The following is a 26,491-nucleotide window of genomic DNA, read 5'->3' on the forward strand; positions in this document are numbered from 1 at the left end:
GAGCGTACGAGTGCACAAGCGGGCGCCGAGCGACCGTGCAGAATGCTCACGAGACGCGATCGGGATCGGGAGAAGGCGGGCAGGATGCGCACCACCATCGACGAGCTGGACGCCCGCCTGCTCCTGGCGCTCGGCGAGAACCCGCGCGCCACCGTGCTCGCGCTGGCCGAGCGGACGGGCCTGTCCCGCAACACCGTGCAGGCCCGGCTCGCCCGCCTCGAGGAGCGCGAGGTGCTCACGACCTTCGAGCGGCGCGTCTCCCCGGCCGCCCTCGGCTACCCGCTCACCGCCTACGTGACGGTGACCGTGCTCCAGCGGATGCTCACCCCGGTCGCGGACGCGCTGGCGGCCGTCCCCGAGGTGCTCGAGGTGCTCGGCATGACCGGGGAGGGCGATCTCCTCGTGCACTGCGTCGCGCAGGACGCCGACGAGCTGTACCGGATCGCGGGCCGGCTGCTGGCGATCGACGGCGTGGAGCGGACGACGACCGCGCTCGTCATGCGGACCCTCGTCGAATACCGGATCGCCCCGCTGCTGAAGGGTCTCGCGGGTCCCTGACCGGCCGCGTTATGCTCCGCGCGCCGCCGTCCCGCACGGCGGACGGCGCTCGGGGGAGCCGCCTCGGTGCCGGCGTTCGGAGCCCTCCATGAAGACCCTGATCGTCGTGCTGGTGCTCGTCGTGGTCGCGGTGGTGCTGCTCGTCTCCCTCTACAACAAGCTGGTCCGCGGCCGCAACGCCGTGGACAACGCCTGGGCGCAGATCGACGTCCAGCTGCGGCGCCGGCACGACCTCGTCCCGAACCTCGTCGAGACGGTCAAGGGGTACGCCGCGCACGAGCGCGGGACCTTCGAGTCCGTGGCCGCCGCCCGCACCGCGGCGATGACCGCGACCGGCCCGGCGCAGCAGGCCGCCGCCGAGAGCCGGCTGACCAACGCGCTGAAGAGCCTCTTCGCCGTGGCGGAGGCCTACCCGCAGCTGCAGGCGGGGCGGAACTTCGCCGAGCTGCAGGCGGAGCTGAGCGACACGGAGAACCGGATCGCGTACTCGCGGCAGTACTACAACGACGCCGTGCTGACCTACAACAACTCGGTCCAGACCGTGCCGACGAACATCGTCGCGGGCATGACCGGGTTCTCGACGCGGGAGTTCTTCACCGCGCCGGACGAGGAACGGGGCCCGGTCCAGGTCCGGTTCTGAAGGTGCCGTCGATCCCGCTCGCGCTCGCCGTGGGCGTCGCCGTCTTCGCCGTCGCGGCCTGGTTCGGGCTGCTGGCCGTCCTGACGCTGGCCACCCGTACGCCGTCGATCCGGCCCGCGCCCCCGGTCGGCGCACTCGGGCCGGAGTCCCCGGCGCTGGTCGACCTGCTCACCAGCGGCTGGCAGCTGTGCGACGAGGCGGCGTCGGCGACCCTGCTCGATCTCGCGGCGCGCCGGGTCGTCACGATCGAGGAGGTCGGACCGGAGCTGTCGCTCGTGCGGCTCGGCCGCGGCCCGGTTCCCCCGCTGGCCCCCTACGAGCAGCTCGTGCTGGACCACGTGCGGCGGCTCGCCACCGCGGACCGGGTCGTCGCGACCGGCGCGCTGGCGGAGGGCGCCCGCAACCTCGGCAGCTGGTGGAGGTCCTTCACCAGGGCGGTGATCGTCGAGGCCCGAGCGGCCGGACTGTCCGAGCCGCGCTGGACAGCGGCGCACCGCACGGTCCTCGCGGGCGCGGGCGCGGGCGCGGGCGCGGGAGCGGTGCCGGCGGTGGTCGTCGGGGCGTGCCTGGCCGGTTACCTGCCGCGGGACGAGGGCGACGATCCGTTCGGCACGTTCGCGATCGGCGCTGTGCTCGTGTTCGCGCTGCTCAACGGCCTGGTGCAACGGATGAGCGGGGAACGCGGCACCGCCGCGGGCGCGGCCGCGGCGGGGCGCTGGCTCGGCGTCCGGGAGCACCTGCGGACGGGGCGGTTCGCCGAGGCGCCCGCGGCCGCCGTCACGATCTGGGGGCGGCCGCTCGCCTACGCCGCAGTCCTCGGGCTCGCCGGCCGCGCCGTCGTCAGCCTGCCCGTGAGCATCCCGGCCGACGACTCGCGCGCGTGGTCCGCCCAGGGCGGCATGTGGCACGTCGTGCGGGTGGACTACCGCGGGCCGGGGCCGTGGGGCCGGTTCTTCTGGGGCCGGGCGCCGTGGCCGGCCGTCGGGCGGGCCCTCATCGCGACGATCCCCTCGTTCGGGATCGCGTTCGTGCTCGGCATCCTCGGCCGGGCGCTGCTGGGCCTGCCGACCGAGCCGGAGCCGGTCGGGCTGCTCGGGGCCGCGCTCGTCGCCGGGGTTCCGCTGGTGGGAGCGGTGCTGGACCTGGCCACCCGGCACACGGTCGAGGGGCAGGTGGTGCGCTTGCGCCGGTACGTGAAGTCCAGTTCGAACCACTCGACCACGTACCACTACTTCGTCGCTCTCGACGACGGCCGCTCCCGCTCCGTGCACGCGTACGGCGTCGACGCGGAGCGCTGGGCCCGGCTCAGCGAGGGCGACATCGTGCGGGCGACCGTCGGGCGACGGCTCGGGTGGGTCCACGACGTCGAGATCCTGGAGCCGGTGCGGCGTCGCTAGCTCGACCGTCGTGCTCCACGCTGACGCGCCTGTGCGCGGAAACCGTTGCCCTGGCGACGGTTTCCGCGCACGAGCCCTTACCGTTCCGGAATGGCTCCCCTGCTGCCCTCGACCGAACGCACCCTGCTCGCCCGCGTCGCCCGCGCCCAGCGCGACGGGCGGTGCCCCTCGCTGGTCGCGGGGGTCGTACGGGACGGTGCGCTGGTCTGGTCGACGGGCCGGGGTGAGGTCGGCGAGCCGCACACGGACGTCCAGTACCGGCTGGGGTCCATCTCCAAGACCGTCACGGCGATCACCGTGCTCCGGCTGCGGGACGAGGGCCTCCTCGACCTCGACGACCGGCTCGACCGGCACCTCCCCGGCACCCCGCTCGGCGAGCGCACCCTCGGGCAGCTGCTCTCCCACCTCGGCGGGGCCGGGTCCGAGAGCCCCGGCGCCTGGTGGGAGCGGACACCCGGCGGGTCGCTGGACGAGCTCGGCCTGACCGACGCCGACCGCGTGCTGCCCGCGGCACGCCGCTTCCACTACTCCAACCTCGGCTTCGGCCTGCTCGGCGAGCTGGTCGCGCGGGCCCGCGGCCGGTCCTGGGACGAGGTCGCGCGGGACGAGGTGCTCCTCCCCCTCGGCATGACCCGCACCACGCCTCGTCCGGACGGCCGCGCGGCCCAGGGCTACGCGGTGCACCCCTGGGCGGACGTGCTGCAGATCGAGCCGGAGCACCATGCGGGCGTCATGGCGCCGGCCGGGCAGCTCTGGGCGACCGCGACGGACCTCGGCCGGCTGGGCACGTTCCTGCTCGGCGACTCCGACGGCGTGCTCTCCCCGGACACCGTCGAGGAGATGACCCACCCGGCCGGGATCGACTTCTCGTCCCCCGGCTGGTCGTCGTACGGGCTGGGGGTCCAGGTCCAGCGTCCGAGCCAGGAAGGCCGGCCCGGCGTGACGCTGGTCGGGCACGGCGGCTCGATGCCGGGGTTCCTCGCCGGCCTCTGGGCGGACCGCGAGGAGGGCACCGCCGCCCTGGCCCTGGCCAACGTGACGTCCGGACTCGACAGCGCCCTGCCGTCGCAGCTCCTCGCGGACCTGCGGGACGCCGAGCCCCGCGTCGTCGACGCCTGGTCGCCGAGCGGGACCGCGGTCCCGCTGGAGCTCCTCGGGCCCTGGTACTGGGGCCCGTCACCCTACGTCCTGCGCGCGATCGCGGGCGGGCTGCTGCACCTCGGCGGTCTCGGCCGGCCGGGCCGCTCGTCGCGGTTCCGGGCGCGCCCGGACGGCACGTGGGTGGGTCTCGACGGCTACTTCTCCGGCGAGACCCTGCGCCTCGGCGAGGACTCGCTGAACCTCGCGAGCTTCGTCTTCACGCGCACCCCGTACGACCCCGCGGTACCCGTCCCGGGAGGGGTGGACGAGCGCGGTTGGCACGCCGTGACGTTCGGGTAACGATCCGGAGCCTGACCCAGCTCCCATCGGCGCAGGTCAGGCGGGTGTTTCTGCAGCTCGTCCCGTTGCGCAACCCGATGCGAGGTGCGAAACAAGCGGGGCCACTCGGTTGACGGCGCCCGGAACGGGGCCGAAGGTGACGGGGTCAACGGACAACCCGGTCCGACGTGCGTATTCGCCCGTAGGCCCCGATCGACGTGAGGGGGACGCCCGCTCCGGCGGGAACGCCGCATGAGTCTCAAGGAACCCACCACCGGCCCGGCCCCGTCGGATCCACCGGAGCCGTCCGGCCCCGCCGAGGGGGCCGTGAGCGAGGCCGAGCAGCGCAAGCCGACCGACCGGATCGTCTTCGGCGTCGCCGCCGTGCTCGTCGTCGCGTTCATCGCCTGGGGCGTCTTCGGGACCGACTCGCTGAGCAACGCCTCCTCAGCCGCGCTCAGCGGCGTCATGAGCGGCGCGGGCTGGTTCTTCATCCTGACGGCCAGCGGCTTCGTGGTCTTCGCGCTGTGGCTGGCGGTCAGCCGCTACGGCAAGATCCCGCTGGGCCGTGACGACGAGCGGCCGGAGTTCCGGACCAGCTCCTGGGTCGCCATGATGTTCTCCGCGGGCATGGGCATCGGCCTGATGTTCTTCGGTGTCGCGGAGCCGTTGACGTTCTTCACCGATCCCCCGCCGGATACCGCGCTCCCGGGCACGTCGGCGGCCCTCGACACGGCCATGGCGACCACCCTGTTCCACTGGACGCTCCATCCCTGGGCGATCTATGCCGTCGTCGGACTGGCCATCGCCTACGGCACCTTCCGCAAGGGCCGTAGCCAGCTCATCTCCGCCGCGTTCGCCCCGCTGCTCGGCACCCGGCGCACGGAGGGCCCGTTCGGCAAGGCGATCGACGTCTTCGCGATCTTCGCGACCCTGTTCGGCTCGGCGGCGTCCCTCGGCCTCGGGGCACTGCAGATCGGCGGTGGGCTCAAGGCGGGCGGCTGGCTCGACAACCCCACCACCGGGCTGCTGGTCGCGATCATCGCCGTGCTGACGGTGGCCTTCATCGCGTCGGCGGTCAGCGGTGTCGCCAAGGGCATCCAGTGGCTGTCGAACATCAACATGGTGCTCGCGGCCGTGCTGGCGTTCTTCGTCTTCGTCGCCGGTCCGACGGTCCTCATCCTCAACCTGGTGCCCGGCGCGATCGGTCACTACTTCGCCGACCTCGCGTCGATGGCCGCGCGCACCGGGGCCGACGGGGCGCCCACCGCGGAGTGGCTGCAGAGCTGGACGGTCTTCTACTGGGCCTGGTGGATCTCCTGGACGCCGTTCGTCGGCATGTTCATCGCCCGGATCAGCAGGGGCCGCACGATCAAGCAGTTCATCACCGGCGTCATCCTGATCCCGAGCACGGTCAGCCTGATCTGGTTCGCGATCTTCGGCGGTGCGGCGATCGCGCAGCAGCAGGCGGGCAACGACCTGGCGTCGGCCGGCACCGAGGAGCAGCTCTTCGGCCTCCTGCAGTCCTTCCCGCTCGGCTCGGTCCTCAGCGTCGTGGCGATGCTGCTCGTGGCGATCTTCTTCGTCTCGGGTGCCGACGCCGCCTCGGTCGTCATGGGCACGCTGTCGCAGAAGGGCTCGATCGCACCCAGCCGCGGCATCGTGGTCTTCTGGGGCACGGTCATGGGCGCGATCGCGGCGGTGATGCTGCTGATCGGCGGCAAGGACGCGCTGGCCGGCATCCAGAACATCACGATCATCATGGCGCTGCCGTTCGTGGTCATCATGGTGCTGCTGTGCGTGGCCCTCTACAGGGACCTGCGCAACGACCCGCTGATCCGCCGCGACGACCGCTCGCAGGAGGCCATCGAGCAGGCCGTCGAGTACGGCATGAAGGAGCACGACGGGGACTTCGTCCTCAACGTGAAGCCGCTGACCATGGACGAGGGCGCGGACCAGGCGAACGCCCGCGGCCACACCGTCCTCCCGGGCGGCGGCGAACGAAACACGTCCCAGACGTAGGACCCCGAGCGGCAGGAAAGCCACTCTCCCGTCGGATCCCGGCGGGAGAGTGGCTTTCCTGCCATCAGGGGCCGGATGATCGCATCCTCCGGTCCGCGGCGTTATGGGGCCCCCTTGCCCGCGCCCGGGAGGAGCCTGCCAAGGTGGACGACGATGCGTCTCGTGTTCGCCCCAGGGGACGACCAGGGGTACGCCGGCGCGAGGGACCGCCTCCTGGAGGCCTTCCTCACCTGGGCCCGCCGTCAGCGGGTCGACGCCGACGTGTTCCTCGTCGCGGCCGCCCTGGACTACAAGTACGGCCTGGACCGCAGGCTGGGTCGATGGACCCGCGCCCACGTCGCGGACGCCCTCGGCATGTGGTTCCCCCGGCATGTCACCGTGCTGGACGCCGAGGAGGTCCCGGCGGCGTTCCACGCGCTGATCGACTTCCTCGCCGCCTGCGACGGGCTGGACAACCGCTCCGCGTCGCCGGCGGCCCTGCACGCCCAGGTCGTGGACAGCACCCCCGCGCTGCACGACGGGATCGCGGACGAGCGGAACTACGACCTCGGCAAGTTCTGGGGCGTGCAGTTGCGCCGCCACGGCGTGGACCCCGCGGACCCGGGCGCGGTGCAGCGTTTCCTGGACCGCGCCCGCTCGGGCGAGGTGGACATCGACCACGACGCGCTCGCCGAGATCACCCGGCGCGAGGTGAGCTCCTCCCCCGAGCCCGAGCCGGCGCCCGAGCTGCCGCCGGTGCTGCTGCCCAGCGCCGCCTCGATGGTGGCGGCGGCGGAGGAGAGCGTCGCGCTGGACCTGCTGCGCCGGCTCACCCGCTGGGTGCGCGTGCAGCGCCGGCTCACCCGCGAGGGACGCCTGGTGCTCTCCGACGCCCTCTCCCTGGCCGACGAGCTCGGCCTGGACCAGCTCTACCGGGGCTCCGCGCGCACGAGTGACGACCTGCCCGAGACCTCGTTGATGCTGCACTGGGCGAAGGCGGCGCGGCTGGTCCGCACGGTGCACGGCCGCCTGGTCCCGGTGAAGAGCGCCGCACCGGTCCTGAACCGGCCCATCGAGCTGTGGCGACGGGTGTTCGGCTCGGTCGGCCGCCTCGGGGACCACCTCGGCGGCACGGACGTGTTCGGTGCGCCGTCGCTGTTCGGCATGTCCCTGGCGGACGCGTTCCCGATCCTCTGGCTGGAGCTCTACGCGGCCGGCGGCGGCCCGGTCCCCGTCGAGCTGTTCCACCGCCTCGTCCGCGAGGCGGTCAACACGGAGTGCGGCTGCGTCGTCGACGACCTGGCCGGGGACGTCGAGCAGCGCCTCTGGCGCCGCGACGTGACGGCCCTGCTGGACGCCCTCGAGCTGCTGGGCGCGGTCGAGCTGGGCGAGACCCTGGACTCCGACGAGCTCGACGACCTGGTGGACCTGGCCGGGCGGGACGACCCGGACCCGACGCTGGTCTCGCTCACCCCGATGGGCCTGTGGGCGGTGCACGAGACGCTCGTGGACCAGGGCCTGCACGCGCCCCTGCCGGGCGAGCTCGCGGACGAGGACATCGAGTACGTGTGCGTGCGGATGTCGACGGTCCGCGCGGCCGTCGCGGAGGCGGAGCTGGGCGCGTGGGTCGCCGCGCGCGAGGCCCCCGTCGCCGCCCGCGAGCTCACCCGCTTCCTCGCCCGGACCGACGACCCGGTGCACCGCCGGCTCGCGCTACACGCGCTGGCCCGCACCGGTTCCGTCGGGCTGACCGCGGCGAAGCGGCTCCGGGCCCGGGGCGGCGACCTCGGCCGGGCGGCCGCCGCGTGGCTCGCCGCACCGCACCGGATCCCGGCGGTGCCGCAGGCGGGCCCGCCCGTCCCGGACGAGGAACCGCAGCCGGACCTCCAGCCCAGCTAGGGCAGGTAGCGCACCGCTCCCCAGTACTCGGCGTCGAACCGGGCCGGGGTGATCCGGACCGGCGTCAGGTGGTCGTACGCCTCGATCATCATGCCGTCGCCGGTGTACATCGCCACGTGGTGGATCGAGCCGGTGCCGTTGTCCCGCGCGTAGAACAGCAGGTCCCCGGGCTGTAGGTCCGCCCGGTCGACCTTGTGCGCGGCCGGGGAGGCGGACTGCGGGCCGGAGTCCCGCGGGATCGTGATGCCGTGGACCTGGTAGATCGTCGAGGTGAACCCGGAGCAGTCCACGCCGAAGCCGGAGCGCCCGGCCCACAGGTAGTCCGTGCCGACGAACAGCGAGGCGAACCGGACCAGGTCGGCGCCGGTCGGAGCGGGTATCGCGGCGTCGGAGGCGTAGACCTCGGCGACGTCGTCCGACAGCCACCGCGGACCGTCCGGCGTCCCCAGCAGGAGGGCGCCCGGCGTGCGGGCCAGGAGCGGCAACCGGGTGTTCACGCTGATCTCCAGGGCCGGGCGGTGCAGCGCCTGGTCCGCGTAGAGCCGGGCGGTGACGGCCTTGTCCACCAGGGCGAACGGACGCGACGCCACCAGCGCGCCGAACGCCGGGTCCGTCCGGACCTGGCTGCGCGGGATCCAGCCCGGATACCCCAGCGGGTTCTTCGGGTTCGGCTGCCCCGGCACCGCGACCTCGTACCAGTCCCCCTGCGTGCCCAGGATCTCCACGCGCTGCCCGTAGAGGGCCTGGGTCTGGGTCAGGTTGTCGTCGGTGAGGCCCTCCTGCTCGTGCGGTGTCATGTCCGCCAGCCAGCCGGGGATGTCGACGGGATCGGTCAGCGCCTTCTGGTCGACGGGCCGGGGGCTCGTCGGGGAGGTCCAGACGGTGGCGACGGAGACGCCGACGTACCCGCTCGACGGCTGCGGGGCGGCCTCGGCGACGCCCGCCGTGGCCAGGAGGAGCACGGCGACCAGCAGGCCGGCCGGCGCGGGGAGCCGTAGGCGGGACATCCGGTCATTCTGCGGCGACCGGTGTCCCGCCACCAAGGGCCCGTGACCGATCGAGGTACGGGCCCGCAGCCCGGGTCAGGGCGTGACGACGACCTTGCCCAGCACCGTCCGGGTGTCCAGCTGCGCGACGGCCTCACCCGCCCGCTCCAGCGGGAAGGTTCCGCTCACCGGCGGGTTCACCGAGCCCGCCTCGAGGAACGGGATCAGCCGGTCCCACTGGGCGCGGGTGTAGCCCGGGCGAGGCATCGCGTAGGCGCCCCAGCCGACGCCCCGGACGTCGATGTTGTTGAGCAGCAGGCGGTTGACCTTGACCGTCGGGATGTCCCCGGCGGTGAAGCCGACCACGAGCAGCCGCCCGAGCGGGGCGAGGGAGCGCAACGAGTCGGTGAAGCGGTCCCCGCCGACCGGGTCCACGACCATGTCGACGCCCTTGCCGCCTGTCAGCTCCTTGACGGCGTCCTTGAACCCGTCCGCGAGGACGGCCTCGTGCGAGCCGACCGACTTCACGAACTCGGCCTTCTCGGGCGTCGAGACGACGGAGATGACCCGGGCGCCCAGGGCCGCGGCGAGCTCGATGGTCGCCGTGCCGATCCCGCCCGCGGCGCCCTGCACCAGGACGGTCTCGTCCTTCTGCAGCTGGCCGCGGGTGGTCAGCGCGAACGTCATCGTCAGGTAGTTCATCGGCAGGCACGCGCCCGCCTCGAAGGAAACGTTGTCCGGCAGCGGGAACACGTTCCCCTGGTCCACGGCGACGAGCCCGGCGAACGCGCCGATCGCGCTGCTGAATGCCACCCGGTCTCCGGCCGTGAACTCCGAGCCGTCCGGGGCCTCGCGCACCACGCCCGCGCCCTCGCCGCCGAGGACGAACGGCGGCTCCGGCTTGTACTGGTACAGGCCCTTGGTGAGCAGCAGGTCCGGGAAGTTCACCCCGGCCGCCTTCACCTCGACGAGCACCTGTCCGTCACCGCGGACCGGGTCCGCGACCTCGCCGACCTCCACCGCACCCGGACCCTCGAGCCGGACCACCTGGACTGCGCGCACTGCGGGACTCCCTCGTCGTCGTCGACCACGTCATGCACCCGCATCGAATCACGGAACCGCACACGCGTGGACGTGACGTCTACACCGAAACGGTCTCCGCCGGCAGGTGCGCGCGCGAGTGCCGGACGATCACGGCTGTCCCGGCGAGCGCGACGAGCGCCAGACAGCCGAGCAGGACCGGGTAGCTCGCGACCCCGCTGAGCACCGCGAGCAAGGAAGGGACGAGGAAGCCGACGTACGCGAGCGCGTAGTAGGCGCCCGTCAGCCCGGCGAGCTCGTCCGGGCGCGCGAGGCGCTGCAGCTCCAGCAACCCCGAGACGACGGCGATCCCGTAGGCGGCGCCGAGCACGGTCGCGGCGCCGAGCGCGAGCCAGGGCGAGCGGACCTCCGCGGCCACCGCGCTCACCGCGAGCCCCGCGGACATCACGACCATGGAGACGACGACGGCGCGGGCGCTCGTCGTCCGGTCCAGCCGTTTGGCCAGCGGCTGGACCAGCGCGCCGGCCCCGAGCGTGCAGACCGTCACCAACGTCGAGTAGGCCAGCCCCCACGTCCCGAGCCGGTCCCCCACCAGCTGCGGCAGGATCGCGTAGGCGACCCCCGAGGCACCGAAGATCCACGGCGCCATGGGCATGATCACCCGACGGAACCGCGGGTGCCGGACGCCGGTGAGGCGACCGCCGCCGGCGGCGGAGGCGCGGGTCTCCGGAGCCCGCGTCAGGAAGGGGAGCGCGACGGCCGTCAGCACGACGTGGACGAGGTAGGGGAACGCCATCGGCCCGCCGGCCCACACCCGTGGGCCCCACTGAGCCAGCACCCCGGCGACGCCCGCACCGAGCGCGAACCCGAGCGTCAGCCACAGCGCCGCCCGGCGGGCACCGGCGCCCGGGCCGGCGTCCGCGTCGTTCTCGGAGAAGCTCCTTCACCCAGGTCGAGCCGACGGCCATCGCGACCGCCACCCCGACGCCGGTCACGAAGCGGCCCACCGCGATCCACCCCGCGCCGAGCGCGCCGAGCGCCAGCAGCAGGCTGGCGACCAGCGACAACACCGTGCCGACGAGCATGACGGGCTTGCGGCCGTGGCGGTCGGAGAGGCCACCCGCCAGCAGCAGACCCGGGACGAGCCCGAGGACGTAGGCACCGAGCAGCGCGTCGACGGTGAGGACGGACCAGCCCGCCTCCCGGTACATCACCAGCAGCGGGGTGAACTGGTTGCCGCCCCAGCCGCAGCAGAACATCGCCGCGGCGACGCCCTTCCACCTGCCGCTCACCGCCGGTGGGTCCCGTCCAGGTGGGCGCGCAGGGCGAAGGCGAACGCGGCCTCGTCGCCCTGCTCGACGATCCCGATCAGCTCCGCGTGCTCGCGCAGCACCACGGGGATCTGACCGGGGATCGGGCCGAGCGCGTGGACGCTCATCCGCCGCTGCCGGTCCGCGAGAGTGGCGTAGAAGCGCGTGGTCAGCGCGTTGCGCCCGGCTTCGACGAGCGTGCGGTGGAAGGCCTCGTCGGCCTCGGCGAAACCGTGCAGGTCCGCCGCGTCCGCCCGCTCCTGCTGCACGCGCAGCGCCTCTCGCAGCGCCTCGACGGCGGCCGGGACGAGTTCCGGACGGCGCAGCAGCCGACGGACGGCGCCGATCTCGACGGCCTCCCGGGCGTCGAGCACGTCCTCGGCCTCGCCGGGCGGCACCGGCACCACGACCGCGCCCCGCTTCGGGATCAGTCGCAGCAGGTCCTCGGCCTGCAGCCGCAGGAACGCCTCGCGCACCGGGGTCCGGCTCACGCCGAGCCGGTCCGCGATCTCGCCCTCGCTGAAGAGGTGCCCGCCGGGCAGCGCCCCGGTGAGCACGAGCTCCTTGGTCAGCGCGTACGCCCGGTCCGCAGCCGGGGGTGCCTTTTCCTCCGCATCGGTCACACGGTCAGGCTACAACCTGAGATGCAAGCTTGTATCTAAGGGCGTCAGAGGGGTGCGGCGTCTCCGTACCGGACGACGGGTGCGCCGCCGGAGAGCTCGTCGCAGAGGTCGGAGAGCCGGCTGTCGATGCGCTGCTGGACCCGTTCGAGGGCGTCCAGCTCGCACATGACCTCCAAGGCCGTGCGCGGGCCGTCGAGGCCGCTCAGCACTCGTCGGAGCTCGGTGCGCAGCTCTCCGATGCGGGCGCGGCACTCCTCGGCGGTGTGCCGGTGGGCGTCGAGCCGGGCCTGCTGGGAGGCGTCGAGGGACGAGGCGAGGGAGTCGATGCGGTCCTGCAACCGGTGGGGGTTCACGGGCGGGGGTTCTCCTCGGAGCTTGACGAGGGTCCGTGCGGCCGTGATGGCCGTCACGTGACGACGGACACAGCGACCGTAACCGATCGGCCGGACGCCCGACAGCGGGAAGCCGGAAAAGGACCCGTCGGAGACGACGACGCCCCCGCCCGCGAGAGGCGTGCGGGGGCGGGACGGAGTCGTCGCGGCAGTGGATCAGGCGGAGCGGCGGTCCCGCTGCTCGGGGATCGCCGGGCGGACGCCGCGCTGCTGCGGGATCGCGGTCGGCAGGGTGCGCGTCGCGGGGTTCTGCTGGCGCGGGATACGCGATTCGAGGTACGCGCGGTGACGCTCGGCGACGAGGTCCGTCGTCAGGTGGAAGTGGCCGTGCCGTGAACGCTTGCAGACGTAGGCGCGCTGCGGACGGGCACCGAGCTCCTCGAGCTCGCGGGCGGCGGCCTCGGCGGCCTCCCGGTCCGAGTAGATGACCTTGCCGTCGGCTCCGCGGCCCTGCCGGCGCGGGGCGGCGCCCTCCAGCTCGGCGCGGCTCGGCTTGCAGAAGACCGGCCGGCCGGCCGGCAGCAGACGGGCGTACTTGAGCAGCACCTTCGCCCGGGCGACGTCCCGGACCCCCGCGTCCACGCGGCGCACGACGCCGTTGGAGTCCACGACACCCTCGGGTCCGATCGGGCCGGGCGAGACGTCGTCCGCCGGTCCTGCGTAGCTCTCGTCCACTGTCGCCTCCACGAGTCCGTTGCCTGTGGATCGTCCGGACGATCCTCTCCTGTTACGGCTGGGCGTGGGGGTCCCACGATCGTGTCATTGTCGACTCCAAGAACACGCAGAGTCACGTTTCCGAGGCCCCACATGGCCGTGCGTGAGCAGGGAGACTGTCCGCGTGTCCCGCTGGGTGCTCCACGTCGATCTCGACCAGTTCCTCGCGGCGGTCGAGCAGCTCCGGCACCCGGAGCTCGCCGGCCGCCCGGTGATCGTCGGCGGCTCCGCGGACCCGACGGACCGGGCGGTCGTGGCGACGGCGAGCTACGAGGCGCGGGAGTACGGCGTGCGATCGGGTATGCCGCTGCGGCTGGCCGTGCGCAGGTGCCCGGACGCGGTCCTGCTGCCCGCGGACAACCCGACCTACGAGGCCGCGTCCGCCGAGGTGATGGCCGTGCTGCGGGAGTTCCCGGTGGTCGTCGAGGTGATCGGCTGGGACGAGGCGTTCCTGGGCTGGGACGGCGCGGGGTACGCCTCGCCGGAGGAGCTGGCGTTCGCGGTCCGGGCCGAGGTGAAGGAGCGGACCCGGCTGTCCTGCGCGGTCGGGATCGGCGACAACACCCTGCGCGCCAAGATGGCCACGGGATTCGCCAAGCCGGGCGGGATCCACCGGCTGACCGCGCACAACTGGTTCTCGACGCTCGGCGGCTCCCCCACCGAGGCGCTGTCCGGGATCGGCGCCAAGACGGCCCGCAAGCTCGCCGACCTGGGGTTGCACACCGTCAGCCAGCTCGCCGAGGCCTCCCCCACGGCCGTCGGGCGGACCCTCGGGCCGCGGATGGGGCCCTACTACGTCTCGCTCGGCCGCGGCATGGGCCGGACCGAGGTCGAGGGCACGCCGTACGTCCCCCGCTCCCGCAGTCGCGAGACGACCTTCCGGAAGAACCTCGACGACTGGTCGCGGGTCCGGGAGGAGATCTCCGCCCTGGCCCTGCGCGTGGCGGACGACGTCGTCGAGGAGGGCCGGGACGTGGCCCGGGTGGGGGTGAAGGTGCGCTACGCCCCGTTCCTGACCAGGACCCGCAGCATCACGCTGCCGGAGGCGACCCGGGACGCGGCCGTCCTGGAGGCGGCGGCCGCGGAGGTGCTGGGGTGGTTCGACCCGGCGAAGCCGGTGCGGCTGCTGGGGGTGCGGGCGGAGTTCGTGGAGCCCTGAAGGGCGGGGTGATCAGACCGGCCACCGATCGGCCGCAGATTTCTGTCGGGGGTCGGTGCCACTCTCGTCGCACCATCACCCGAGTCGTCCACTGCGGAGGCCGCGATGCCCTTCCACGACACGCCCTGGCCCACCGGAACGCCCTGCTGGGTGGACCTGGCCGTCCCCGATCTGGCCACGGCCACGGAGTTCTACGGCGCCGTCGTCGGCTGGTCGTTCGTCGACAGCGGCGAGGAGTTCGGACACTTCCAGGTCTGCCAGCGCAACGGCCGGGCCGCGGCGGGGATCGGCCCCGTCATGCAGGAGGGCCAACCGAGCGTCTGGACGCTCTACCTGGCGACCGAGGACGCGGATGCCGCCACGAAGCTCGCCGCGGACAACGGGGGCACCGTCCTCGCCCGTCCGATGGACATCCCCGGCAACGGCCGGATGGCGGTCGTCCTGGACCCGACGGGCTGTGCCTTCGGCCTGTGGCAGGCGCAGGGCCAGAACGGTGTCGAGATCTACAACGAGCCGGGGTCGCTGGTCTGGGAGGACGCCCGGGTGCAGGACGTCGTCCGGGCCCGCGAGTTCTACACCGCGCTCTTCGGCTACACCTACGAGCCGGTGCCCGGCCTGCCGCTCGAGGAGTACGGCACGTTCCACCGGGGCGGGGATCCGCTCGGCGGGATGGGCGGGATGATGGGCGCGCCCGAGGGAACGCCCGGGCACTGGATCGTCTACTTCGGGGTCGAGAGTGTCGACGCGGCCGTCGCGGCGGCGCAGGAGCGCGGCGGGCAGGTGATGATGGCCCCGGAGGACACGCCCTTCGGTCGGATGAGCGTCGTCGTGGACCCGTTCGGGGCGCCGTTCGCGCTGCACCAGCCATCCGAGGGCGGCTGAGCGGGCGGTCGCGGCGGTCGCCCGGTCCGGGCGTCACCGCGGGTCGACGTCGACGCGGAGCACCTCGGCGTCGATCGCGTCCGGAGCGTCGACCACGAACCCCGCCCGCGCGGGCAACGGCGGGAAGAGGCGCACCGCGTAGGCGGCGATCGTGCGGCAGCCGATGCCGTCGACCGCCGCGCCGACGGGGCCGCCGACCAGGGGGACGAGCTTGCCCAGGTTGATCACGCCTCGCTGCCCGGCCTTGGTGACGAGCCGGAAGCCGACCCGTTTGTTGATCTCGATCAGGGCCCGTCCGGGGATGCGCGCGAACGCCGCCGTCGTCGACTGCCGGCCGATCTCGATGCCGGCCTTCTTCAGCACCTCGGTGCCGCTGCTGCCGAGCAGCGACACGAGGACGGCACTGCGGACCTCCTCGGAGTCCACGTCGTACCCGCGCAGGTGCGCGATGCCGGCGGCCATCCGGCCGGAGAGGATGTAGAGCCCGGCGAGGGCGGCGGGGATGGCGACGGGCAGGGTCGCGACGCCACCGAGGCCCGTCACGAACCCGGACGCCGCGGCGAGCCGGGTGTGGGTCGCGATCAGCCGCCGGATCGCACGCTCGGGATCGTCCGGCGAGGTGGCGAGGTGTTCCTCGGCGACCTCGACCGCGCCCTTGAACAACCCCGCGCCGTTGATCCCGAGCTTCACGACCTGGCTGATCAGGTTCTCGCCGAGCGCGACGAGCGTCTCGTTCTCCACCGCCATGGGGTGATCGTGCCAGCGGTCCGGTCGTGCGGCACGGAGGCGGTCAGGAAGCGACGACGCTCGCGACCCGGAACGTCTCGCCCGGCATCTCCCGGCGGAGCTTCCAGGTGATGGCGATCGGCCTCTCCCCCTCGTGCTCCACGTAGTCGCAGAGCCCCAGGCAGAGGAACGGCGCCGGGCCGAGATCGTCCGTGGGCGCCTCCCGCACGAACAGCGCCACGTGCGTACCCATCGCGCGGTGGTTCAGGTACCGACGGCCCGTCTCGGAGGCCAGGGAGGTGGCGTTCTGCGATTCCCAGTGGAAGAGATCCGGGCCGAGGGCGAAGTCCCGGTACATCGTGCTCGGTGAGAAGTCCCGTTCCGTCTTGCGGAGGTTCACCAGGAGCGCGTCCGTCCGCACCTCCGGTGCCCACGCCACGCCCTGCGCGTGGCCGTAGGCCTTGCGCGTCATCGACGCCCAGCCCAGCCCCGCCAGGATCTCCTCGCGCCGGTAGTGGGCGTGGCTGCGCAGCGGCACGTGCTGCAGCCCCTCGCCCAGCGGCTTGGGCACGTGCCGGGCCTGATCCAGCGAGTACGCCGTCAGCTCCCGGATCTCCGCGCAGACCGCGGGGTGGAGCCTGAGGTGGGCGAACCCGTCGTCGTAGGACGCGAAGCCCCCGCGATCGGGCCAGAGCTGGAAGAAGAGCATCCGGGCGATCCACTGCTCGCGCTCGGTCAGCTCCGGGTAGGCGGACCCGTGCGGGTCGGCCAGTGCCGCGTAGACCGCGGCCCGCTCGGGATCGTCGACGTGGGCGAGCGTCCCGACCCGCTTGAGCAGCGCGGTCTCGGACGGCCCGGACGCCGCAGCGGGCAGGCCGGCGTCGCGGCGCAGGCCCGTCCAGGACCCGAGCCTGCGGTAGACCTCGGACAGCTCCCGTCCGGACTCGCCCAGGTAGCCGGCCAGCGAGAGGTCGCCGTGGGACCGGACGTCGTGGATCAGCTCCTTGCGGGTCAGGTTGAGCTGCTGGCGGACGTTGTCCAGCACGATCCGCCGGGCGACGCGGTCCAGGACCAGCGCGGATCCGGACGGGAGGAACGGGAAGCCCTGGGCGACGTCGTCGAGGAGGCCCTTGCGGGTGCTGCCGGTCAGGGCGCGGTACCGGAGGTCGAAGCGGAACTCCCGGCGGTGCTGGCCGATGAAGTCGAGCGCGGTCAGGACCGCCTTGCCCTCGGCCCGGCGCAGGCCGCGGCCGAGCTGCTGGAGGAAGACCGTCGAGCTCTGGGTCGGGCGGAGCAGGAGCACGGTGTCGACCTGCGGGAGGTCAAGGCCCTCGTTGAACAGGTCGACGGCGAAGAGGCAGTTGACCTCGCGCTTCTCGAGCCGGCGCAACGCGGCCTCGCGCTGCTCGCGGGGCGTCTGCCCGGACACGGCGAGGCTGGGGATGCCGGCGCGCGTGAAGACCTCGGCCATGTAGTGCGCGTGCGCCACGGAGACGCAGAAGCCGAGAGCCCGCATCTGCCGGACGTCGGTGACCTTGTCCTTGGTCTCGCGGACGATCTTGGCCGCCCGGGCGTCGTTGCCGGTGTAGACCGCGTCGAGCGAGGCGATGTCGTAGGCGCCGCGCTTCCACTCGACGCCGCTGAGGTCGACGTCGTCCGCGATGCCGAAGTAGTGGAACGGCACGAGCAGGTCGGCGCTCAGGGCATCCCACAGCCGCAGCTCGAAGGCACTCCGGCCGTCGAACTGGGCGCGCACGTCGACGCCGTCGCTGCGCTCGGGGGTGGCGGTGAGGCCGAGCAGCTCGCGGGGCTTCAGGTGGTCCAGCAGCCGCCGGTAGGTCGCGGCCTCGGCGTGGTGGAACTCGTCGACGACCACCACGTCGAAGTGGTCGGCCGGGATCCTGTCCACGCCGTACGCGGCGAGGGACTGGACGCCGGCGAAGACGTGGGTCCACCGCTCCGGACGGTCGCCGCCGACATAGGTCTCACCGAAGGTGCCGTCGGCGAGGACCGCCCGGTAGGTGCGGCGGGACTGTTCGAGGATCTCCTTGCGGTGCGCGACGAAGAGCAGCCGGCTGCTCGGCAGCGTCTCCCGCAGCCGGGCGTAGTCCAGCGCGGCGACGACGGTCTTGCCGGTGCCGGTCGCCGCCACGACGAGGTTCCGGTGCCGGTCGTGGACGGTTCGTTCGGCTTCGAGCGCTTCGAGGATCTGCGCCTGGTGCGGGAACGGCTGGACCTCGACCCCGGTGCCCGTGGGGACGCCTCCGGCCGGCGGGAACGACCCGGGCATCGCGCTCTTCTCGAGAGCCTTGCGCAGGCGCGCGGCGTCGACCTCGTCGTCCGGGTCGTAGGACACGAACCCGGGTTCGGCCCAGTAGCTGTCGAAGGTGCTGACGAACTTGCGGATCAGGTCCGGCGTCGCCACCGACGACAGCCGCACGTTCCACTCCAGCCCCTCGACCAGCGCGGACCTGGACAGGTTACTGCTGCCGACGAACGCGGTGTGGAAGCCGGACCGGCGGCGGAACAGCCAGGCCTTCGCGTGCACGGGTCGACCGGCTCGCATAACTGATCTTCATCTCGGCGCCGTAGCGGCGGACGAGCTCGTCGATCGCGCGCTGCTCGGTCGCGCCCATGTAGGTCGTGGTGATCACCCGGAACGGGACGCCCCGCGCGTGCAGGAGATCCAGCTCGTCGGCCAGCACCCGGATCCCGTGCCAGCGGATGAACGCGCACAGCAGGTCCACGCTGTCCGCGGACATCAGCTCGGAGCGCAGCTCCGCCGAGAGCGAGGGTTCGCCCCCGGTGTTGGTGAGCAGCGCCGCCGAGGACAGCGGGGTGACGGGCCGCTTCAGCTCGTGCACCCCGGGCGCGATCTCCCGGCTGAGCACCACGAGATGCTCGATCTCCCCCGCCAGCTGCTCGTCGTGCGCGGCGACGCCGGCCAGCAGGTCGTTGACCAGCGCCTGCCGGCTGTCCGCATCCGGCTGGTCGAGCAGCGCCCGCCGCACCACGGCCGCGACGTGCCGGGCCAGCACGTGCGCCTGGTCGGCGTCCTCGACCTTCGCGAAGCGCGGCACCAGCTCGGCGACCTGCTCGAGCTGCCGCTCCAACCGCGGTGTCCGCAAGGTCTCGTAGACACCGGATTCGAGAGGTTCGGTCACGCCGGAATGGATACCGCACGGCACGGGGGCGGCCGACACCGCGCCGGATCGGCGGCCGCGGCCGAGCGATAAGAGCACATCTGAGACTGCAGAAGGACACCTTCCGCCGCCGGATGCTCGGGGCCCTGCGGGAGACCGGGGCGTCGAGCAGCGGCTCCGGCGGGAAACCCGCGCGGCTGTTCACCCACGGCCTCACCGGGTGGCCGCGCGCTCCGCGCGCACCGCCTCGTCGAACGACTCCCGCGCGATGTCGATCCAGCGGCCCTCGCCCGTGTCGGGGAACCGGTCCGGGGCCAGGTGCTCGGAGTAGACGACGAAGCAGGCCTGGATCCCCTTGATCACCGACTCGAGCAGCGAGCGGGCCGGCCGCACCGGGTCGACGAGGGTGAACCGCGGCTCGTCGTGGGAGTGGGCGTCCACGAGCAGCATTCCCCGCCCGGCCAGGACGGCGGGACCGGCGAGCTTCCCGGGCCACCGCCACCGGGCTCATCTCCTCGACCATCTCGAGCACGTGGACGGCCGTCGTCACGTCGCCTCCCTGGGTCCGTTCGGCCTCCTCCAGGACGCCGACGGGGTCCAGGCCGCTCAGGGCGGCGGTCACGTCCGCGGCCGCGTGCAGCCACGGGATGGCGGCGGTGGCGGCCGCCATCCCGTCGACCTGCGTGAACAGTTCCTCGCTCCCCATCGGCACGTCCCGGAGGAACCCGTCCGCGACGGCGATCTGCGACGGGGACGCGTCGAGCCTGGTCAGAAGCACGGCCTGCCGCCCGCGGCCGGAGAGGTCGCCCCGCACCGCGCGCTCCACGGCCTCGCACTCGGCCTCGACCTCCTGCGCGACGGACCGGGCCAGGCCCGCGCTCCCGCTTCGCCCACCGCGCGCCCGACCTCGTGGGCGGAGTCCACGAGCGGGTCCCCCCGCCGCATCAGCACCCCGTCGAGCGGGAGATCGGGATGTCGCAGCCCGCGGAGTGCGAGCCGGGCGGAGGGCGGCCCGACGAGGTGCGGGTCCGTGTAGGCGTGCCACAGGATCGAGGACAAGCCGGTCATCGCCTTCGCGAGGCGCAGGACCGGCGGCTCCGTGGCGCGGGACGGGACGCGCGCGACCCGCTTCGCCACCGCGCCCGCGCCGGTCTCCCACACGGCGATGATCGACGAGGCGGTGCGGTCGTAGGCGTAGGTCGTCATGGCCGGGAGGATGCGCGGAGACGGGCCGCGCGCGGGGGCGAACGGGGATTCGGGAACCGGCAGCCGCGCTCAGCGCGGCTCTCGGCACCGTGCGGGCGAGGTCGAGAGCAGGCTCGACGAGGTGCTGGCCCTCCTGCGCTCCGTCCACCCCGCCGGGACCGATGTCACGGCTCGTGGCCGCGCGGCCCCGTTCCGGGGCAGGATGTGGCATGACCCTCTCGCCCCAGGCCGAGACAGCCACGTCCGAGCCCAGACCCTCCGGCCTCGACCTCCAGTGGGTCGACCCGGGGGTGCGCCCGCAGGACGACCTGTTCACCCACGTCAACGGCGCCTGGCTGCGCACCCACGAGATCCCCGACGACCGCTCCCAGGACGGCGCCTTCCGCGTCCTGCGCGACCGCGCGGAGGACGACGTCCGCGCCATCATCGAGCGCGCCGCCGAGACCGAGGCCGCCCCCGGCAGCGACGCGCAGAAGATCGGCGACCTCTACGCCTCGTTCATGGACGTCGAGCGGGTGGAGGCGCTCGGCGTCTCCCCCCTGCGTCCCCTTCTCGACGACGTGGCCGCCGCCCCGGACCGGGCCGCGCTCGCGTCGATCCTCGGGCTGCGTCAGCGCGAAGGTCGCGTCTCCCTGTTCGGCGCGTTCGTCAGCACCGACGCCAAGGACTCCACGCGCTACCTCGTGCACCTCTCGCAGTCCGGGCTCGGCCTGCCGGACGAGTCGTACTACCGCGACGAGGCCTCCGCCGGGATCCGCGCGGCGTACGTCGAGCATCTGGAGAAGCTCGCCGGGCTCGTCGGCCTGCCGGACCCCGCCGGCCTCGCCGCGACGGTGATGGACCTGGAGACCGCGCTCGCCGCCGCGTCCTGGGACCGCGTCACGAACCGGGACGCCGAGAAGACCTACACCCTGATGGCGCTTCCCGAACTGCGCGAGCTCGCGCCGGGGTTCGACTGGGACCGGTGGCTGGCGGCGCTCGGCGCCCCGGCCGGCTCGTTCGACGAGGTCGTGGTCCGGCAGCCGAGCTTCGTCGCGGCGGCCGCGAAGCTCTGGGCCGAGCGCCCGATCGAGCAGTGGCGGGCCTGGCTGGCGATCCGCACCGCGTCGGCCACCGCGGACTACCTGAACGCGGCGGTCGTCGAGGAGGACTTCGCGTTCTACGGCCGCACCCTCTCCGGGACACCGTCGCTGCGGGACCGCTGGAAGCGCGGGGTCGAGTCGTCGAGGGCGCGGTGGGCGAGGCGGTCGGGCGGCTCTACGTCGAGCGGCACTTCCCGGCGTCGTCGAAGGAGCGCATGGTCACCCTCGTCGCGAACCTCGTCGAGGCCTACCGGCAGAGCATCTCCTCGCTGGACTGGATGGGCCCGGAGACCCGGGACCGGGCGCTCGCCAAGCTGGACCGGTTCACCCCGAAGATCGGCTACCCGGACGTCTGGAAGGACTACTCCGCCCTCGACGTCCGCGCGGACGACCTGCTCGGCAACGTCCTGCGCGCCGGTGTCTGGCGGACGGACTTCGAGTTCGCCAAGATCGGCAGGCCGGTCGACCGCGACGAGTGGCTGATGACCCCGCAGACGGTCAACGCCTACTACCACCCGCGGATGAACGAGATCGTCTTCCCGGCCGCGATCCTGCAGCCGCCGTTCTTCGACCCGGAGGCGGACGACGCCGCCAACTACGGGGGGATCGGCGCGGTGATCGGGCACGAGATCGGCCACGGCTTCGACGACCAGGGCTCGCGCTACGACGGCGACGGCAACCTCACGGACTGGTGGGACGCCGAGGACCGGGCCGAGTTCGACCGCCGCTCGAAGGCCCTGATCGCCCAGTACGACGCGCTGTCGCCGGCCGGCCTGCCGGACCACAAGGTCAACGGCGCGCTCACGGTCGGCGAGAACATCGGTGACCTGGGCGGCCTGACGATCGCGCTCAAGGCCTACACGATCGCGACCGCCGACGAGGAGCCGCCGGTGATCGACGGTCTCACCGGGCTGCAGCGGGTGTTCTTCGGCTGGGCACAGGTGTGGCGCGCGGTCACCCGGGACGCCGAGGCGATCCGCCGGCTCGCGATCGACCCGCACTCGCCGCCGGACCTGCGCTGCAACGCCGTCGTCACGAACCTCGACGCCTTCCACGAGGCCTTCGGCGTCGAGGAGACGGACGCCCTGTTCACGGACCCGGGCGCCCGCGTCCGCATCTGGTAGTCGCCGACGCCCACGCTCGCGGGCCGACGCGCACGTTCCGGCGTGTGCGTCGGCCCGTGCACCCGTTCCTGAGCGGGAGGGCCTGGGCGTCAGCGGGAGCGGAACTCGCGCAGGTTCCCGGCCAGCAGCATGAGGGCGGTCAGGGTGAGGACCCCGGCGAGCACCCACTGCGCGTTCCGGACGAGCCCGAAGAAGACCACCGCGACCACCACCGCCGCGAGGACCAGCACCGTCAGCCCGGCCAGGTAGGCGAGCACCCGGCGGCGCAGCACGGCCTCCACGCCGACGAACAGCGCGAGGAACCCGGCGAACCCGAGCAGCAGGACCGGCGCCGGCCGGGTGAGCACCACGCCGGTCGCGAGGATGAGCAACGGCGCGCTGATCGCGGCCCACACCCGCAGCAACCTGGTGCGCCGGTCCTGGGCGACGACGTAGGGCACCGGCTTGTGCCGCAGGTGCGCGTCGGGCGGGGTGGGCGGGCCGGGGTTGCCGAGGAACTCGCGGTGCGCCGCGCGTTCCTCGGCGAGCCGGGCCCGGTCCGCGGTGGCCGCCGCGAGCTCCCGCTGCCGTCGCTCCAGCTCGCCGGCCCGTTCACGGCCCAGCGCCCGGGTGTCCTGGCGCGCGTTCAGCGACCGGACCTGTGCGTGCAGGCCGCGCAGCGCATCGCGTCCGGTCTCGACGTCCCGGTCGATCTCGGCGAGGCGCTCGGTGAGCTCCTCGACCCGCTCGGCGAGCATCGCCCGTTCCTCGCCCTCGGTCGGCGGGACCTTCTGCAGCCCGGCCCAGCCGAGGGGATCCGCCCAGGACGACCGGACGGTCCCGTTGCGCTCGTAGCGCGGCCCCGCCGGGGCGCGCTCCCCGCCGAAGCTGTCCCGGGTGTCCAGGCCCCACAGGCCCCGGAAGTCCCGCACCCATCCGGTGTCGTCGTCGACGAGCACGGGCCGCCACGTCCGCGGATGCCCGGGTCCGACGATCTGCCCGTCGCCGCGGGCGTAGTCGACGTACGGGATGCCGAACCCACCGGTCGCGGGCTCGGGCGCCCACGGTGCGAGCCGCCGGCGCACCCGTTCCAGAAGGTGGGTCACCCGGCGCAGCGCGGGAAACTGGACGGACACGACGTAGTCCCCGGGGATGAACGCGCCGGAGTGCGAGCCCGCGCCCGCGAAGACCACGGGATGATCGCCCTCGCGCCGCAGGTCCGGGTCGTCCCAGCGGCGGCGGAGGTCGTCGCCCGCGTAGTCGTGCGAGGAGAAGGCCACCCAGGCGGGCCGGTCGGACCCGTCGGGCCCGGGCGCGAGGTAGACCGACACCATCTCCCAGTCCGCCTCGTGGTCGTTGACGCCGTGGAACGTCGTGCGCCAGTCGTTGCAGGCGTAGAAGTACCAGTACTGCAGGACGGTGTAGCCGCCCTCACGCACCACCCGGCCGTAGTAGGGGCACCGTCCGTCGTCGAGGTGCTCGCGGGTCGTCCGCTCGGCCGCGGCGACCAGCCCGCCGGGCACCTTGCCGCGCACGAGCAGCGAGATCCGCAGCAGCGCGTCGATCAGCCGGGCGAGGACGCCGACCGTCGCGAAGCGGGCGGTGCCGCGCAGCCGCGGGCGCTCCTCCGCGTGCCATCTCCGCAGCTCACGCGCGCGCATCGGCTCCTGCACGAAACGCAGGTGGAGCGGCCGTTCGCGGTAGCGCCGGCCGGCCTCGCACAGGCCGTCGAGGGTCAGCTCGCCGGCCGGGACCAGCGGTGTGTCGCCGGTGGACCACAGGCTGCACTGCGCCACGTAGGGCTCGACGGCGATCGGCAGGAACAGCTCGCCCTCGGTGTGGCGGACGACCGGTTCGTACGCCTGCAGGAGAGCCAGGTCGCTCCGCTCCCGGCGCGGGGTCTCCGGAGTCGGCGTCACACCCCCGAGAGTAGGCGTCGCCGCTAGAAGACAGGGCCCACGTCCTGTGTGACCACGGCGTCCATGTTGCGTTCGGCCAGTGCGGCGATCGTCAGTGACGGATTGCAGGCGCCGGTGGAGCCGGGGATCAGGGCCCCGTCGGTGACGTAGAGGCCGCGCTGGCCGAGCACCCGGCCGTAGGGGTCGCAGACGTCGCCGATGGTCGCCCCGCCCAGCGGGTGGTAGGTCGTGGTGTCGAACGCGGTCGTGTCCAGCGTCGGGTTCAGCACGCCCCCGGTGAGGGTCCCGCCGCCCACGATGCTGCGGATCCGCTCCTGGATCGCGGCGGTGAGCGTCGCGTCGTAGGCCTGGGACCAGTGCAGCACCGCGTCGTCCTGCACCGGGTCGTAACGGAACTCCCCGCGCGGCTCGACGAGCCCGAACCCGATGACACTGGTGGTACCGAGGTCCACCGGGAACGGCACACCACCCTGGATGACCGTCAACGGCGCGGCCGGGTTCGCCCAGTCCTTCACCCCGACGCACGCGGGCCCGCCCTGCAGCGCACCCGGGCTGTCCCCGATCGGCGTCCAGGAGTAGATGCGGTCCCCGTTGTTGCCCCATCGGGAGCCGACGCCGTCCGGCAGGTCCGGCACGAGTTCCTTCGCCTTCGCCTTGACCAGCAGCCGGGTGGTGCCCGCGGACCCGGCGCCGAGGAACAGCGCATCGGTGACGATCCGCTTCCGTTCCTGCACGGCCCCGTCGGTGTCGATCCGATCGACGTGCACGACCCAGCGCCCGCTGCCGTCCCGCTCGATGTCCCGGACGACGTGCAGGACCGCCAGCTCGACGTGCCCGGTGGCCTCGGCGGCGGCCACGTAGGTGACGTCGACGGAGCGCTTGCCGCCGTTGTTGGCGCCGTAGATGACGTCTCCGGTGGTGTAGGAGCGCGCGGCCTCGCCGCGCAGCTCCTTGCGGGCGAACTCCCAGTCGAGCGGCAGCGGGACGCGGAAGCCCTCCAGCCCCGCCGCGGCGACGCGCCCGAGGAACTGCCGCGACGAGCGGTACTCCGGCGCGGCAAGCACGTCATCGGGGATCGGAGCGGGCTGCAGCACCGCGGCGACCCGCCGGTAGTAGTCGCGGTCGAACGCGTCGTGGTCCAGGACCGACGGCAGCGACCGGGCGAAGTTCTCGGCGTTCGGCTGGATTGTCATGCCGTGGTAGACGAGTGATCCGCCGCCGACGCCCGCGCCGCAGAGGATGTCCATGCCCCGGCCGCGGACCCGGTCGAGCACCCCGGTGTAGGGCTTCCAGAGCCCGGGCGGGGAGCCGGTGAGGACGGGGGTCGCGCTCAGCCAGGCGGCGCGTCGGTCCGGGGTGAACATCCGCGGGAACGTGTCCGCGTTCGGGCCGGTCGGCCAGCGGATGCCGCGTTCGAGCAGCAGCGTCGGGACACCGGCCCGGCCGAGCCGGAGCGCGGTGATCGCGCCACCGAAACCCGTCCCGACGACGACGGCCCGACGGCGGTCCTCGACGACCGCGGGCGCGGCGACCGCCCGGCCCGCGGCGCCGACACCGAGCGCCGCGGCGCCGGCGAGACCGCCGAGGAACGTTCGCCTCTTCATGATCCGACCCATGTGACGATCTTTACACAATGCGTCAGACTGTCAGCGGCCGGCCCGCGGCGCCAGCGCCGGGACGAGTCTGCGGTGCAGGTAGGCGCGCAACCGCTCGTCGGAGGCGGACAGGTCGCTCTCGAACATCGCGAGCGAGAGCGTCCACCGGATCAGCGTCTCCGCGATCTCGTCGATCTCCTCGGCCAGCGACGGCTCGTACTCCAGCAGCGGCGTCAGCACCGCCCGCGCCATCGCCATCGCCTCAGGTCCGATCGCCTCGTGGCCCAGGCTCGGGGAGCTGCGCTCCGGGAACGCCAACGGTGCGAGGGCGGGGCGGCTGCGGAACTCGGCGCGGACCGCGATGGTCGCCTCGACCACGAAGTCCGCAGCCGTGCTCGCCCGTCGCGCCTGAGCCGTGACCCGCTCGACCACCTCCCCCGCCTCCTGCCTCAGCGCCTGGGAGACCAGCTGCTCGCGGGTCCCGAAGTGCGCGTAGACCGAGGGTCGGGACAGCCCCGCCAGCCTGGCGACCGCAGTGATCGTCGTCCCGGCGTAGCCTCCGCGACCGAGACACTCGACAGCCGCCTCGAGAATCCTCTCCCGGGCATCCACCGGATCAGTATCGCCACCGCGCCTGCCGGCCCGGCAGGTACCTCGATCGTCCCCGGCCCTGCTCACGTCCGCGGCCTGCCCGCC

At 73.3% G+C, this 26,491-nt stretch carries 23 protein-coding genes and 2 pseudogenes; 10 read left to right on the forward strand and 15 right to left on the reverse strand.

The window, feature by feature from the left end:
* Positions 1-84: 84 nt before the first annotated feature.
* The 6 genes from WBK50_RS23035 (at position 85) to WBK50_RS23060 (ending at position 7,914) form a co-directional block, all read left to right on the forward strand.
* Positions 85-558: an Lrp/AsnC family transcriptional regulator gene (locus WBK50_RS23035; RefSeq protein WP_341337595.1), complete on the forward strand. Its 474-nt coding sequence runs from the start codon at positions 85-87 to the stop codon at positions 556-558.
* An 88-nt stretch (positions 559-646) separates the two neighbouring features.
* The gene (locus WBK50_RS23040; RefSeq protein WP_341337596.1) at positions 647-1,198 is read left to right on the forward strand and encodes a LemA family protein; all 552 of its coding nucleotides are present in this window, start codon (positions 647-649) and stop codon (positions 1,196-1,198) included.
* 2 nt (positions 1,199-1,200) lie between these two features.
* Positions 1,201-2,595 carry a DUF2207 family protein gene (locus WBK50_RS23045; protein WP_341337597.1) on the forward strand — a complete coding sequence of 465 codons (1,395 nt, stop codon included), beginning with the start codon at positions 1,201-1,203 and terminating at the stop codon, positions 2,593-2,595.
* Between the two features lie 90 nt (positions 2,596-2,685).
* A complete protein-coding gene (locus tag WBK50_RS23050; protein ID WP_341337598.1) occupies positions 2,686-4,035 on the forward strand; it encodes a serine hydrolase domain-containing protein in 1,350 nt (449 codons plus the stop codon).
* Positions 4,036-4,266: 231 nt separating this feature from the next.
* Complete coding sequence (locus WBK50_RS23055; protein WP_341337599.1) at positions 4,267-6,036, forward strand: BCCT family transporter; 1,770 nt, start codon at positions 4,267-4,269, stop codon at positions 6,034-6,036.
* Between the two features lie 153 nt (positions 6,037-6,189).
* Complete coding sequence (locus WBK50_RS23060; RefSeq protein WP_341337600.1) at positions 6,190-7,914, forward strand: hypothetical protein; 1,725 nt, start codon at positions 6,190-6,192, stop codon at positions 7,912-7,914.
* Here the strand turns inward: WBK50_RS23060 and WBK50_RS23065 are convergent.
* From WBK50_RS23065 to WBK50_RS23095, 7 genes and pseudogenes are all read right to left on the reverse strand, one after another.
* On the reverse strand, positions 7,911-8,921 hold the full coding sequence (locus WBK50_RS23065; RefSeq protein ID WP_341337601.1) for a C40 family peptidase: 1,011 nt from the start codon (positions 8,919-8,921) through the stop codon (positions 7,911-7,913). The genes WBK50_RS23060 and WBK50_RS23065 overlap by 4 nt on opposite strands.
* Before the next feature lie 75 nt (positions 8,922-8,996).
* Entirely contained in the window at positions 8,997-9,962 is a 966-nt protein-coding gene (locus WBK50_RS23070) for an NADPH:quinone oxidoreductase family protein (protein ID WP_341337602.1), read from the reverse strand.
* Between the two features lie 79 nt (positions 9,963-10,041).
* Positions 10,042-10,779 (reverse strand): hypothetical protein, encoded by a 738-nt coding sequence (locus WBK50_RS23075; protein ID WP_341337603.1) that lies wholly within the window; start codon positions 10,777-10,779, stop codon positions 10,042-10,044.
* A 136-nt stretch (positions 10,780-10,915) separates the two neighbouring features.
* Positions 10,916-11,200: pseudogene (locus tag WBK50_RS23080) on the reverse strand (MFS transporter); the annotation flags it as partial.
* Between the two features lie 29 nt (positions 11,201-11,229).
* Positions 11,230-11,874 (reverse strand): GntR family transcriptional regulator, encoded by a 645-nt coding sequence (locus WBK50_RS23085; RefSeq protein WP_341337604.1) that lies wholly within the window; start codon positions 11,872-11,874, stop codon positions 11,230-11,232.
* Positions 11,875-11,918: 44 nt separating this feature from the next.
* Positions 11,919-12,284 (reverse strand): hypothetical protein, encoded by a 366-nt coding sequence (locus WBK50_RS23090; RefSeq protein ID WP_341337605.1) that lies wholly within the window; start codon positions 12,282-12,284, stop codon positions 11,919-11,921.
* Positions 12,285-12,422: 138 nt separating this feature from the next.
* Positions 12,423-12,941, reverse strand: coding sequence for a hypothetical protein (locus WBK50_RS23095; protein WP_341337606.1), 519 nt, complete (start codon positions 12,939-12,941; stop codon positions 12,423-12,425).
* Positions 12,942-13,104: 163 nt separating this feature from the next.
* Between WBK50_RS23095 and WBK50_RS23100 the strand changes: the two genes are divergently transcribed.
* Positions 13,105-14,139, forward strand: a complete 1,035-nt coding sequence (locus tag WBK50_RS23100) for a DNA polymerase IV (protein WP_341337607.1) — start codon at positions 13,105-13,107, stop codon at positions 14,137-14,139.
* A gap of 105 nt (positions 14,140-14,244) precedes the next feature.
* Entirely contained in the window at positions 14,245-15,021 is a 777-nt protein-coding gene (locus tag WBK50_RS23105) for a VOC family protein (protein ID WP_341337608.1), read from the forward strand.
* A 33-nt stretch (positions 15,022-15,054) separates the two neighbouring features.
* On the opposite strand, the gene WBK50_RS23110 is transcribed toward WBK50_RS23105, so the two are convergent.
* From WBK50_RS23110 to WBK50_RS23130, 5 genes are all read right to left on the reverse strand, one after another.
* Positions 15,055-15,768, reverse strand: coding sequence for an EcsC family protein (locus WBK50_RS23110; protein WP_341337609.1), 714 nt, complete (start codon positions 15,766-15,768; stop codon positions 15,055-15,057).
* 43 nt (positions 15,769-15,811) lie between these two features.
* The gene (locus tag WBK50_RS23115; protein ID WP_341337610.1) at positions 15,812-18,295 is read right to left on the reverse strand and encodes a DUF3427 domain-containing protein; all 2,484 of its coding nucleotides are present in this window, start codon (positions 18,293-18,295) and stop codon (positions 15,812-15,814) included.
* Positions 18,228-18,911 carry a hypothetical protein gene (locus WBK50_RS23120; protein WP_341337611.1) on the reverse strand — a complete coding sequence of 228 codons (684 nt, stop codon included), beginning with the start codon at positions 18,909-18,911 and terminating at the stop codon, positions 18,228-18,230. The genes WBK50_RS23115 and WBK50_RS23120 overlap by 68 nt, the downstream gene beginning before the upstream one ends.
* 192 nt (positions 18,912-19,103) lie before the next feature.
* Positions 19,104-19,331 (reverse strand): hypothetical protein, encoded by a 228-nt coding sequence (locus tag WBK50_RS23125; protein WP_341337612.1) that lies wholly within the window; start codon positions 19,329-19,331, stop codon positions 19,104-19,106.
* A 327-nt stretch (positions 19,332-19,658) separates the two neighbouring features.
* A complete protein-coding gene (locus tag WBK50_RS23130) occupies positions 19,659-20,096 on the reverse strand; it encodes a hypothetical protein (RefSeq protein WP_341337613.1) in 438 nt (145 codons plus the stop codon).
* 209 nt (positions 20,097-20,305) lie between these two features.
* Here WBK50_RS23130 and WBK50_RS23135 point away from each other — a divergent pair.
* Positions 20,306-21,465, forward strand: a pseudogene (locus WBK50_RS23135) (peptidase M13); the annotation flags it as partial.
* Between the two features lie 195 nt (positions 21,466-21,660).
* Positions 21,661-22,302 carry a M13-type metalloendopeptidase gene (locus WBK50_RS23140; RefSeq protein ID WP_341339485.1) on the forward strand — a complete coding sequence of 214 codons (642 nt, stop codon included), beginning with the start codon at positions 21,661-21,663 and terminating at the stop codon, positions 22,300-22,302.
* Positions 22,303-22,391: 89 nt separating this feature from the next.
* Here the strand turns inward: WBK50_RS23140 and WBK50_RS23145 are convergent, their stop codons facing one another.
* From WBK50_RS23145 to WBK50_RS23155, 3 genes are read right to left on the reverse strand one after another with little or no spacing between them, the layout of a single operon-like run.
* The gene (locus WBK50_RS23145) at positions 22,392-24,200 is read right to left on the reverse strand and encodes a hypothetical protein (RefSeq protein ID WP_341337614.1); all 1,809 of its coding nucleotides are present in this window, start codon (positions 24,198-24,200) and stop codon (positions 22,392-22,394) included.
* A gap of 23 nt (positions 24,201-24,223) precedes the next feature.
* Positions 24,224-25,804, reverse strand: a complete 1,581-nt coding sequence (locus WBK50_RS23150) for a GMC oxidoreductase (RefSeq protein ID WP_341337615.1) — start codon at positions 25,802-25,804, stop codon at positions 24,224-24,226.
* 42 nt (positions 25,805-25,846) lie between these two features.
* Entirely contained in the window at positions 25,847-26,407 is a 561-nt protein-coding gene (locus WBK50_RS23155) for a TetR/AcrR family transcriptional regulator (RefSeq protein ID WP_341337616.1), read from the reverse strand.
* Positions 26,408-26,491 lie beyond the last annotated feature (84 nt).

This window comes from Pseudonocardia sp. T1-2H, from assembly GCF_038039215.1.
Lineage (GTDB): Bacteria > Actinomycetota > Actinomycetes > Mycobacteriales > Pseudonocardiaceae > Pseudonocardia.

Bases quoted from the DNA above. Each gene is read 5' to 3' on its own strand.
- WBK50_RS23065 (WP_341337601.1), bottom strand. From the start codon at position 8,921: ATGTCCCGCCTACGGCTCCCCGCGCCGGCCGGCCTGCTGGTCGCCGTG.
- WBK50_RS23055 (WP_341337599.1), top strand. From the start codon at position 4,267: ATGAGTCTCAAGGAACCCACCACCGGCCCGGCCCCGTCGGATCCACCG.
- WBK50_RS23130 (WP_341337613.1), bottom strand. From the start codon at position 20,096: ATGACGACCTACGCCTACGACCGCACCGCCTCGTCGATCATCGCCGTG.
- WBK50_RS23035 (WP_341337595.1), top strand. From the start codon at position 85: ATGCGCACCACCATCGACGAGCTGGACGCCCGCCTGCTCCTGGCGCTC.
- WBK50_RS23150 (WP_341337615.1), bottom strand. From the start codon at position 25,804: ATGAAGAGGCGAACGTTCCTCGGCGGTCTCGCCGGCGCCGCGGCGCTC.
- WBK50_RS23105 (WP_341337608.1), top strand. From the start codon at position 14,245: ATGCCCTTCCACGACACGCCCTGGCCCACCGGAACGCCCTGCTGGGTG.
- WBK50_RS23110 (WP_341337609.1), bottom strand. From the start codon at position 15,768: ATGGCGGTGGAGAACGAGACGCTCGTCGCGCTCGGCGAGAACCTGATC.
- WBK50_RS23060 (WP_341337600.1), top strand. From the start codon at position 6,190: ATGCGTCTCGTGTTCGCCCCAGGGGACGACCAGGGGTACGCCGGCGCG.
- WBK50_RS23140 (WP_341339485.1), top strand. From the start codon at position 21,661: ATGACCCCGCAGACGGTCAACGCCTACTACCACCCGCGGATGAACGAG.
- WBK50_RS23050 (WP_341337598.1), top strand. From the start codon at position 2,686: ATGGCTCCCCTGCTGCCCTCGACCGAACGCACCCTGCTCGCCCGCGTC.
- WBK50_RS23040 (WP_341337596.1), top strand. From the start codon at position 647: ATGAAGACCCTGATCGTCGTGCTGGTGCTCGTCGTGGTCGCGGTGGTG.